The 12602-nt window shown below is 71.1% G+C and carries 2 protein-coding genes; both read left to right on the top strand.

The features are described from left to right. The first annotated feature begins 29 nt into the window (after positions 1-29). Positions 30-7262, top strand: coding sequence for a DUF11 domain-containing protein (locus QFZ83_RS04560; protein WP_307503149.1), 7233 nt, complete (start codon positions 30-32; stop codon positions 7260-7262). Positions 7263-7294: 32 nt separating this feature from the next. Next, positions 7295-12601: an Ig-like domain-containing protein gene (locus QFZ83_RS04565; RefSeq protein WP_307503152.1), complete on the top strand. Its 5307-nt coding sequence runs from the start codon at positions 7295-7297 to the stop codon at positions 12599-12601. Position 12602: the final 1 nt, after the last annotated feature.

Consider the following 12602-nt stretch of genomic DNA (forward strand, 5'->3'; position numbering starts at 1 on the left):
GTGCGAGGGGCCGACGGAAGGTTCGTGGCGTGCAATTTCTTCTGGCGTACCTGAGCACCCGCTCGCAGCAATGGCGAGGCGGCATGGCCGCTGCCGTCGCTGCGATGGCGGTTCTGTGCTGCACGGTCGCCGGACCCGTCGCGCACGCCGCGGCGCCGGCCGGCGGCACCGTGCTGCGCAACGTCGCCACAGCCACCTACGTGCCGGCCGGCCTTGCGCAGACCGAGACTTCGAGCTCCAACAGCGTCGTCGCCAGCGTGCTGCCGGTCGAGGCGCTGGTGCTCACGCACGACCAGTCGGTCGACCGTCCGCCGGCCACCGTCGTCACGCTGAGCCACCTGCTCACCAACACCGGCAACGTGCCGTCGAGCTACACCATCGGCCTGGCGAACAACGGTGCGGGCTGTCCGGCCGATGCGCTCGATCTCTCGGCGCTGCGCGTGGTGCGCGACAGCAACAACAACGGCGTGGTCGATGCGGCCGATCCGGTGCTGCCGCTGGGCACCGCCGGCGCAATCGCACTGCAGCCCGGCGAAACCGCGGCGCTGCTGGTGCAGGGCACCGTGCCCGCCACGGCCACCGGCAGCGCCTGCGTGGTGCTCAGCGCCACCACCGCGCTGCAGAAGCTCAGCGCCGTCAACCGCGACACCGTCACCGCGGGCAACGTGGCGGTGCTTGCGCTCACCAAGTCGGCCAGCTATCCGGGTCTCGTGGTTCCTGGCAGCACGCGCATCGACTTCACGGTATCCGGCACCAACATCGGCGCGCGCGACGCCCGCCCCGGCAACACCGCCGCACCCGCCGGCACGCCGGTGCTGGTGAACGGCACGCCCACCGCCCTGTTGCTGGTGCGCGACCTCGTGCCCGCGGGCACGCGCTACATCGCGGGCAGCCTGCAGAGCACGGCGGCCGGCGCGGTGCGGCTGTTCCGCCTGCCGGGCGATGCGGACTTCAGCTATCGCACCGTGGACGACGCCTCGGCCGTCGAAGTGGCCATCGGCGTGCCGGCACCGCTGGCGCGCAATGCGTCGATCGCGATGCAGTTCGCGGTGCAGGTCAAGGCCGACCAGACGGGCGACATCCGCAACACCGCGCAGGGCTACTACAACGACGGCGTGGCGCCGGCGGTGTCGCCCTCGAACACGGTGGTCATCACCTCGAGCCAGAACCGCATCGGCGTCGCCAAGGCGGCCTCGACGCCGCGCATGAACCACGGCGCTGACGGCCAGCTCGACGGCACCGCCACCGTGAGCTTCAGCGTCAACGTGCGCAACTACGGTGCCGTGTGGCTCTACGGCGTGCAGGTGGCCGACCTCATGGAAGGCAGCGGCGCCACGCAGTTCGGCAGCTTCACCCCGGCGGCGGTGCCGGCCGCGAACCAGTACACGATCGTGCCGGGCTCGCTGGCCATCGCGAGCAACCAGGGCAATGGCGTGAGCGGCACCGTGGCCGCCGTCAACAGCGCGTTCAACGGCACTGCCGGTGCGCAGAACCTGCTCGCACCCGGCGCGGTGCTGCCGGTGGGTGCGCAGTTCACCGTGCGCTTCGACGTGCGCTTCAATGTCGGCGGCCGCGCCGGCACGCTCCTGAACACCGCGCGCGCGCAAGGTGCGCTCACGCCGGGCGGCGCGCCCGTGGCTTTCGACGATTCGGTCAACGGCAGCAACCCCGATGCCGACGGCGACGGCAACCCGAACAACGACAGCTCCCCCACGCCGGTGTCCACGCAGTTGCCCACGCTCTCGCTGGTCAAGACGGCCTCGGCACCGCGGCGCGTGGCGCAGGGCGTGTACGAGCTCGACTACCACCTGAAGGTGACCAACACCGGCGCGGCCGCGGCGCCGAACCTGCGGCTCATCGACAACCTGAACTGCACCTTCGACATGGACAAGCCCGACGGCCTCGTGGCCGCCTGGGAACTGATCGCCCCACCGAAGGCGCGCAACGGCGTGCTCAACGCGGCGGCCGGCTTCACGGGCCGCGCGAGCTGCGACCGCGAGTCGCTGGCGAGCAGCGATCCGTTCAAGCTGCCGACCGAGGCCGTGCTGAGCGTGACCGACGGCAGCCGCGCGCTCGCGCCGGGCCAGAGCGAAGAGCTGTCCTTCACCGTGCGCATGACGCAGAAGCCCGCGGCCATCGGCGGGCGCATGGCGGTCACCAACAAGGGCTGGGCCGCGGCCTTCGACCAGAACACGGTGAACGTCACGCCGGCCATGCTGGTGGTGGCGAGCGCGAGCTCGGTGCAGTCGCTGCTGGTCGATCCGCAGGGCGTGGTCTACAACGCGGTCACGCGCGAGCCGGTGGCCGGCGCGGTCGTCACCTTCACGCGCCAGTCGTGCAGCAGCGGGGCGGTCACGCCGATCACCACGGACCAGTTGTACGGCGGCGCGTCGGGCCTGTACACGGTCAATGCCAACGGCAGCATCTCGATGGTCACCGGCGCCGACGGCGGCTACCAGTTCTACCTGCAGTCGCCGCCGGTCACCGGCTCTTGCACCTACGCGATCGGCGTGGTGCCGCCCGCGGGCAGCGGCTACGTGGCGCCGTCGCAGCTCATCCCGGCCACGGCCGGCACCTTCAGCCGCTGCGGCGCCATCGTGCCCAATGCCGGCGCGCCGCAATTGGCGGATGCGACCACCCATTACTTCTCGGTCAACGCAGGCCTCGATGCCGCGGGCGCCGCCTGCGACGTGGTGCACAACCACATCCCGCTCGATCCGGGCAACGTGCTCGGGCTGGTGCTGCGCAAGGAAGGCAGCAAGCGCCAGGCCGAGTTCGGCGACTTCATGGACTACGCCCTGGTCGTCACCAACAAGACGGGCTTTCCGGTCACCGGCGTGCGGCTGTCCGACACGCTGCCGCCAGGCTTTGCCTATGTGGCGAAGAGCGTGCGCCTGAACGGCTCGGCCGCGGTCGATCCGGTCGGCGGCGCGGGCCCGCAGTTGTTCTTCGACTACCCGGCGCTGAAGCTGGGCGTGGACCAGTCGGCCACGGTGCGCTATCGCGTGCGCATCGGCGTGGGTGCACCGACCAACGGCGATGCGGTCAACCGCGCCCGTGCGAACTCGGGACCGATGCAGTCGAACCTGGCGAGCTGGACGGTGCGCGTGACCGGCGGCGTGTTCTCCGACGACGCCTTCATGTTCGGCAAGGTCTACATGGACTGCAAGCGCGACGGACGGCAAGAAGGCGACGATGAAATCGGCGTGCCGGGCGTGCGCCTCTACATGGAAGACGGCACCCACGTCATCACCGACGTGGAAGGCAAGTGGAGCCTGTACGGCCTGAAGCCCCTCACGCACGTGCTGCGCGTCGACCAGATCACGCTGCCCCGGGGGGCGCAGCTCGCGGTGCTCGACAACCGCAATGCCGGCCGTCCCGAGAGCCGTTTCGTCGACCTGAAGAAGGGCGAGTTCCACAAGGCCAACTTCATCATCGGCAACTGCGACGCACCCGACGTGATGAACGACGTGATCGCGCGCCGCGCGGCCATTGCCGCCATTCCCGACACCGAAGCCGAAGCACAGGTGCGCATGCGGCTCGACCCCGAAGGCCGCATCGTGCCGGTGGGCGACGTGCGCTCGCTGCCTGCCAGCGGCCAGTCGTCGGTCACGGGCAGCACCGGCAGCACCGGCTCCACGCTCGCCAACTCGGCACCGCTCATCTCGATGCCGGTGGCACCGTCGGGCGCAAGCAGCTTCGTCAATGGCGCATCGGGCACGGCGAGCGGCACGCTCGGCGCCAGCGCCGCGCCGGCACCCACGCCCGCCGGCAGCCTGTTCGCGGCATTGAACGGCCTGCCCACCAACGCGCAGGGCGCTTCGGCCACGGGCGGTGGTGCCGCAGGCGTGGGCGCCTTCGCCAGCCGGCCGGTCAACACCAGCACCCAGATGCTCGCGCCGCGCGCCAACCCGCTGCTGCCGCAGGCCGTGCCCAGCCCGGTCGAACTCGAAGCACTGCTACCGCGGATCGAAGGCAACGCCCTCGGCTTCATCGACCTGAAGGACGGCGACACGCTGCCGGCCCAGTCGGTCAATGTGCGCGTGAAGGGCGAGGCCGGCCTCGCGCTGCGCCTCACCGTCAACGGCAAGGTCATCGAGGAGCGGCGCGTCGGCAAGAAGACCCAGCTCGATGCGAAGAAGCTCGGCGCCTGGGAATACATCGGCGTGGTGCTGCAGCCCGGCGCCAACCGCCTGTTGCTGGAGGGCATGGACCCGTTCGGCAACGCGCGCGGCACCGCGCAGCAGATCACCGTGGTCGCGCCCGACAAGCTCGGTGCCATTCAGGTCGAGCTGCCCGCGTCCGCGCAGGCCGACCTGCGCACGCCCGTGATCGTGAAGGTGCGCCTGACCGATGCCGCCGGCGTGCCCGTGACCGCGCGCACCCAGCTCACGCTGGAAACCGACCGCGGCCGCTGGCTCGACGAAGACCTGAACCCCGCCGAGCCGGGCACGCAGGTCTTCATGGAAGGTGGCGCGGCCGAGTTCCGCCTGCTGCCGCCCGGCGAACCCGGCGATGCGCGCCTGCGCGTGACGGCCGGCAGCTTCGTGAAGGAAGTGCGCCTCGCGCTCTTGCCCGAGATGCGGCCGATGATCGGCGTGGGCATCGTCGAAGGCGTGCTCGACCTCACCAGGCGCGGCGGCGTGCCGCTGGGCGCGATGCCTGCCGGCGCCGCCTTCGAGGCCGAGCTCACCGGCCTGGCCGACGAAAGCAACAACCGCCGCGCGGCCGCCCGCAGCGCCTTCTTCTTCAAGGGCACCGTCAAGGGCGAGTACCTGCTCACGGCCGCCTACGACTCGGCCAAGACGCGCGACGACCGCCTGTTCCGCGACATCCGTCCCGACGAGTTCTATCCGGTGTACGGCGACTCGTCGGTCAAGGGCTTCGACGCGCAGAGCACGCAGAAGCTCTACGTGCGCATCGACAAGAACCGCTCTTACCTGCTGTACGGCGACTTCACCACCGCCAGCAGCACCGAGGTGCGCAACCTGAGCCAGAACAACCGCGCGCTCACGGGCCTGAAGCACGTCTACGACGACGGCAACGTGCGCGCCACCAGCTTCTTCTCGCGCACCGCGCAGACGCAGCAGGTGGAAGAGTTCCGCGCGGTCGGCACCTCGGGCCCGTACTACCTGAGCGCCACGGGAGGCGAGTTCGTCGACAACAGCGAGCAAGTCGAGGTGGTGGTGCGCGACCGCAACCAGCCCGACCTGGTACTGCAGCGCACGACGGTGGCGCGCTTCGTGGACTACACCATCGAGCCGCTCACCCGCCGCATCCTCTTCACGCATGCGATCTCCTCGGTCGATGCGAACCTCAATCCGCAGTCGATCCGCGTGACCTACGAGGTCGATGCCGGCGGGCCGAAGTTCAACGTGGCCGGCACCGACGTGCAGGTGAAGGTGACCGACAACCTGCAACTGGGCGTGGTCGCGAGCACCGACGAGAACCCCGAGAACCGCCGCAAGCTCGGCGCGCTCACCGCGGTGGCGCGCGTTGGCGAGAACACCACCATGGCCGGCGAGTGGGTGCGCACCGAGTCCGACAAGAACGGCAAGGGCAGCGGCGGCCGCGTGGAGCTGCGCCACCAGACCGAAGACCTTGCCGTGGTGGCGCTGGCCAACAAGACCAGCACCGGCTTCGACAACCCCGGCGCGAGTTTCTCGGCCGGGCGCACCGAAGCGTCGGCGCGCGCCGAGTACCGCATCGACACCAGCACCGCGCTGCGCGGCGAGGCGCTCTTCAGCCAGGACGCGCTGCTCGGCGGCAGCCGCCGCGGCTTCACCGCGAGCGTGCAGAAGAAGGTCGGCGAGCAACTGGTCGCCGAAGTGGGCCTGCGCCACGGCCAGAGCGGCGCGGGCCTGGGCACCAGCTCCGGCTTCGACTACGGCCAGATCTCGACCTACAGCGGCAACCTCGGCAGCGGCGTGGGTGCGGGCAACGTCACCGCGCTGGGCGCCGCGGCCACCGCCAACGCGAATGCGGAAGACCTGACCACGATTCGCGCGCGCATCTCGGCCCAGGTGCCGGGCCTGCCGCAGGCCAACGTGTTCGTCGAGGGCGAGCAGGACATCCGCAAATCGGATCGCCATGTGCTGGCCATCGGCGGCAACTACGCCGTGACCGACAAGACGCGCATCTACGGCCGCTACGAACTGGTCTCCAGCCTCTACAACCAGGACGAACTCGGCACGACCGGCTCGAACAACGTCGGCATCCTGGGCATCGAGAGCAGCTACATGGAAGGCGGCCGCGTCTACAGCGAATACCGGCTGGCCGACAGCATCGACGGCCGGGCCGCGCAGGCGGCGACCGGCGTGCGCAACACCTTCAAGCTCAACGACCAGTGGCGCCTGACCGGTGGCATCGAGCACACGCGCCAGCTCGGCGGCCTGGCCAACAGCGGCAACACCGGCACGGGCTATTCGGGCGGCCTCGGCCAATCGACGGCCATCACCGGCGGCGTCGAGTACGGCACCGAGCGCATCAAGGCGAGCGGCGTGCTCGAAGGCCGGCGCGGCGACGATGCGAACACGCGACTGTTCAGCGCCGGCTTCGGCTACAAGATCGACCGCGCGTGGAGCCTGCTCGCACGCAGCGTGATGAGCGACAGCGAAGGGCAGGGCACCAACGCGGGCAACGAACATCACCTCGCGCGCCACCAGGTCGGCCTGGCCTACCGCCCCGTCGACACCGACAGCTGGAATGCGCTGATGCGCTACGAGCGCCGTTCCGAGCGCGTGGTCGGCACGGGCAGCTCGACCGGCGCGCTCGACGGCGCGAGCGTCTTCGGCTCGGGCTCGGGCAATGCGAGCCTGCCGGGCAGCACGAGCGCCGACATCGTCTCGGCCCACCTCAACTACAACCCGCGTCCCGGCACCGTGATCAACGGGCGCTACGCGGCCAAGTGGTCGCGCGCCGACGACGGCTGGCTCAAGAGCACCTACTGGGCGCACCTGCTGCAGGCGCGCTACACGCAGGACATCGACAAGGACTGGGACTTCGGCATCCAGGCCGGCCTCTTGTACGGCAAGGGCGGCGCGCTGCAGAAGACGCTGGGCGTCGAGGTGGGCTACCAGGCGATGACGAACCTGTGGGTCTCGGTGGGCTACAACGTCGTCGGCCTCAAGGACCGCGACCTCACCGCCAACGAATACACCAGCAAGGGCGCGTACATTCGCCTGCGCTTCAAGTTCGACGAGACGGGGCTCGGCTTCCCCTCGGCAGGCGCTGCGAACGCGAACGCGGCAGCCCGCCCATGACAAGAAAAGATTCGGCCGGCATGGCAGGACAGATGACTCAATTCCTTTTTTCGAGCGCCCTGCGCGCGCGCGCCGTGCTGGCGCTCGCCGCACTTTGGACGCTGCTCGCACTGCTGCTGACGCCGGCACCGGCGCGGGCCGCGCAGGCCACGTGCACGCCGCAAGCGGGCTACAACTCGTGCGTGCGGGTGACCTACTCCGGCGGCGACCAGACCTTCACCGTGCCGACCGGCGTGACCTCGGTGTTCATCAAGGCCTGGGGCGCCGGCGGCGGCGGACCCAACAGCAGCTACTTCCCCACGCAGCGCGGCGGTGGCGGCGGCGGGTTCGCCTCCGGCACGCTGACGGTGGCGGCGGGCACCGCGCTCGGTGTTCGCGTGGGCGAGGGCGGCGGCGTCAACGACACCTCCACGACCTACGGCGGCGGCGGCGCGGGCGGCACCTCGCAGGCCACGGCGATCGGCTCGAGCGGCGGCGGCCTGTCGGGCGTGTTCGCCACCACGACCTACACGCAGGGCAACGCGCGCCTCATTGCCGGCGGCGGCGGTGGCTCGTCGCCGGGCGGAGACGTGGGCACGCCTGCCGGCGGCGGCGGCGGGGGCGCGAGCGGAAGCGACGACGGCGTTGCCGCCAGCGGGCGGCCCGGCACCCAGGCGGCGGGCGGCGCGGCCGGCTCGGGCGGCACCTGCAACCTCGGCGCACCGACGGCCGGCTCCGCGCTGCAGGGCGGCAACGGCGGCTCCACCAACGAGAACCAGAACGAAGGCGGCGGCGGTGGCGGCGGCGGCTACTTCGGCGGCGGCGGCGGGCTGTGCCAGGGAAGTTCGCCCAACGGCATGGGCGGTGGCGGCTCCGGCTACGTCGGCGGCGTCACCAGCACGACCTCGACGGCGGGATCGATCTCGACGTCCAACAATGGCGGCGGCGCGGCGGCCGGCACGGGCGACACCCACTACGCGAGCGGCATCGGCACGGGCGGTGGCGGCGACGCCAGCGGCGGCAACGGCCAGGTGGTGATCCAGTTCAATGCGCCGTTGTCGGTCGCGCTGAGCAAGACGGCGCCGGCGACCGTGGCGCCGGGCGCGGCCATCGCCTACGTCCTGAGCCTGACCAACACCAGTCCTGCGACCAGCGGCACGTCGATGGTCGTGCGCGAGCAGCTTCCGCCGGGCGTGATCGCCACCTCGGTGGCCGCGGGCACCGGTGTCACTTCCGTGAGTTGCGGCGCGATGCCGAGCGCCGCCGGTGCGGCATTGACCTGCACGGTGACACTGCCGGCCGCCGGCATTCCCGTCAATGGCGGCGTGCGCAGCTTCACGCTCAATGCCACGGCGCCGCTGGTGGCCGCGGGCACGGTGCTCACCAACTACGCGAACACCAACGTGGCGGGCAGCGGAACGCCGGCCACGGCGCCGGGCGCGGCGTGCGTCTCCAACACCACGGTGAGCTGCGCCAGCGCCGCCACCACCGTGGTGACCGGGGCTGCCGTGCCGACACGTTCGGGCGAGCGCACCGCCACCGACAACCAGGTGGCCAACGGCAGCGCGCAGGACGTGCTCGAAGCCATCGTGCGCGATGCGGCCGACAACCCGGTGGCCGGCACTGTCGTGACCTTCGCCGCCACCACCGGCGTGGCCTTCAATGGCGGCGCCGTGGGCGCGGCGGGCACTTGCACCACCGCTGCCAACGGCATCTGCCAGGTCACCGCGACCAGCACCGTGCCCGGCACCAAGAGCAGCGCGGTCAGTATTCCGGCCGGCGCGCTGACGGGCGTCTTCACCGCGAACGGCCAGAGCTACGGCGCGAGCCCCGCGAGCTACAGCTTCGTGGCCGGCACGCCGAGCGCCGCCCAGTCGGGCCTGCGCGTGGTCACCGACAACCAGGTGGCCAACGGCACAGCGCAGGATGTGCTGCAGGTCTTCGTGCGCGACGCGAGCGGCAACCCGGTCGGCGCCGGCGTGGTCGTGAACTTCGGCGCCACGCCCGACGTGGCCTTCAACGGCGGCGCCGAGGGCGCCGCGGGAAGTTGCACCACCAGCGCCGCCGGCACCTGCCAGGTGACGGCAACGACCACCGAGGCCGGGAGCTACAGCACCACCGCAGTCACCCTGGGCGGCGTGGCACTGGGCGGCACCTTCACGGCCAGCGGCAGCAGCTACCTGCCGAGCCCGCAGACGTACCGGTTCCTGGCGCTGCCGACCGTGACCATCCGCGCGATCTCGACCAACGGCGTCGGCACTTTCGATTTCACCGGCACCAACGGCCTGGCCGCGCAGAGCATCACCACCACCGTGGCCGGCACCGCCGCCAGCGCGGCGACGCAGACGCTCACCGCCGCGAGCACCGCCACCACCATCACCGAAAGCGTGCCGCCGGCGGGCTACACGCTGACGGCCGCCTCCTGCACGGGCCTGCCGTCCGGCGGCACCGCCACGTTCTCGGGCCGCACGCTCACGCTCAATGCCGCGGCCACGGTGCCCGGCACCAACCTGGTCTGCACCTTCACCAACACCGGCGCCACCGGCACCACCTCGCCGCCGGTTCCGCCGCTGGTGAGTTGCCTCTCGAACGCAGCGATCTTCAACACCGCCTACAACGGCGCGAACGGACCGCCGCTCACCAGCGGCCGCGACACCGTGTGGGAATCGGGCGAGGGCGCTGCCAGCGGCGGCCCCGGCACCGTGAGCTCGTGGCAGCGCGCCTACGTGGGCAACAAGGCGCCCGGTGCGTGGATCGACTCGCCGTTCGGCAACGCCAACTGGAACTCGAACTACAACCCGAACCACACGGGCAACGTCGACGTCTACCACCGCTTCACCTTCAACATGGCGGCCTCGGTGAACCCGGCGACCTTCTCGCTGAAGCTGGACTTCTATTCCGACAACTCGGTGGCGGAAGTGTTCGTCAACGGCGTGCTGCAGACCGTGCCCGGCGTGCCGCAGGGCGGCGGCGATCCCTACAACTTCCGGGGGTTCGATCCGGGCCGGCAGGCGAGCGCGACGCTCGCGAGCAACTGGCGCGCCGGCAGCAACACGGTGGTGGTGCACATCAAGAGCGGAGCGAACGCCGAAGGCTTCCTCGCGCAGGCGACCACCACCGCGGTCTGCGCGCCGCCGACCGTGGTGTTGTCGAAGACCACCACCGGCGGCGCCGGCGGCCCCTTCAACTTCACGCTGAGCAACACCACCCAGACCAACGGCGTGGTCAGCACCGTGGCAGCGGGCACGGCGGTGCAGGTCGACGGCAGCACCGCGACCGCCGGCACGCAGCCCTTCTCGGCCACGACGCAGGGCGCCGCGATCACCATCGCCGAGCCGGCGGTGCCGGGCTGGAACCTGGCGGGCGCGACCTGCACCGATGCCGGCACGCCCGTCGGCAGCCTGGGCAGCGGCGCCGATGCGCGCACCTACACGATCCCCGCGGCCAGCGTGCAGTACGGCCGGCCGCTGGTGTGCACCTTCACCAACGCCGCCTCGGCCACGGTGACGATCAGCAAGGTGAGCAACGGCGGCGTCGGTCCGTTCGGCTTCACCGGCACCAACGGCCTCGCGGCGCAGACGATCACCACCGTGACGGCCGGCACCGCGGTCGCGGGCGCGATCCAGACGCTGACCGCACCCGGCGTGGCCACCACCATCACCGAAGACCCGCTGCCCGCCAACTACGCGCTCACCGGCGTGAGCTGCACCGGCCTCGGCGCAGGCGGCACCGCCACACCCGACCTGCCCAACCGCAGGGTGACGCTCGATGCGGCCGCCACCGCGGCGGGCAGCAACATCGCCTGCACCTTCACCAACACCTTCACGCCGCCGTTCCCCCGGGTGCAGATCGTGAAGACCACCACCGGCGGCACCGGCGCCAACCTGTTCGGCTTCGCGCTCAGCGGGCTTTCGGCCGCCACCGACAGCATCACCGTGACCGGCGCCGGCACCGCCAACGGCGCGGCCAACCTGACCGGCACCGCCGGCCAGCTGGCCAAGATCAAGGAAAGCTCGCCCGCCGGCTGGCCCGCCAACCCGGTCAGCGCGAGCTGCCTCGATGCTTCCAGCGCCACGCCCACCGTGCCCTTCGGCACGCTGGCGGGCAACGAGCTCACGATTCCTGCGGCCAACATGGTGGCCGGCGCCAACATCACCTGCACCTTCGTCAACAGCTTCGGCTTCAGCGTGACGGGCCGCGTGTTCCTCGACAACGGCACAGGCTCGGGCGTGGCGAACGACGGGCGCATCAACGGCACCGAAGGCGGCATTGCCGGCGTGAGCGTGCGGTTGACCAACTGCGCGGCCACCGTGCTCTCGAGCGCCACCACCGACGGCGCCGGCAACTACGCGCTCGACGTGCCCTTTGCCACCGCCGCCAATGCGCCGCTGTGCGTGGAAGAGACCAACACCGCATCGCGCCTGTCGACCGGCGCCTCGTTCGGCAGCGTGGCGCTGCCCTCGGGCTCGGCGGTGGCGGGCGGCGGCACGAGCTACACCTACACCCGCACCGGCACGCCCGACCGCATCGCCTTCACCTGGAACGGCACCGGCCACGCCGGCCTGAATTTCGGCGACGTGGACCGCAACACCTTCGCGGCCGACGGCGCCAAGAGCGGCATGCCCGGCAGCACCGTGAGCTATGCCCACACCTTCATCGCGCGCACCGGCGGCACGCTGCGCTTCGGCATCTCGAATTCGGTCGACACGCCGGCGGTGAGCGGCTGGAGCGGCAAGATCTTTGCCGACACCGGCTGCACCGGCGCGCAGCAGCCCGGCGCCGCGCTGTTGTATCCGCCCTCGGCACCGCTCACGGTGGTGGCGGGGCAGAACGTCTGCATCGTGATGCAGGAGTTCATTCCGGCCAACGCGGCCAACGGCAGCAACAACCAGAGCACGGTGCAGGCGAGCTTCGATTTCACCAACGCCGGGCCCGCGCTGAGCGCGAGCTACACGGTGCTGGACACCACCACCGTGTCGAACAGCGCGCTGGAACTCAAGAAGGAAGTGCGCAACGTCACGCAGGGCGCGGGCTTCGGCGTGAACAACCAGGCCAAGTCGGGCGAGACCCTGGAGTACCGTGTGACCTACACCAACAACGGAACCACGCCGATCTCCGGCATGACGGTCAACGACACGACGCCGCAATACACCAGCTTCGTGGCCGCGCAGGCCGGCACCACGCCGGCTTCGCTCACCGCCTGCAGCAAGAACACGCCGGCCAATGCCTTGCCTGCGCCGGCTGTGGCCTGTGCGGCCTCCCAAGCGGCGGGCGGCACCGGCGGGCTGCGCTGGTCCTTCACCGGGTCGCTGGCGCCGGGCGCCACCGGGGCGGTGCTGTTCAGCGTGAAGGTGGACTGAG

This window comes from Variovorax sp. W1I1 (genome assembly GCF_030815625.1).
GTDB classification, from domain to species: domain Bacteria; phylum Pseudomonadota; class Gammaproteobacteria; order Burkholderiales; family Burkholderiaceae_C; genus Variovorax; species Variovorax paradoxus_C.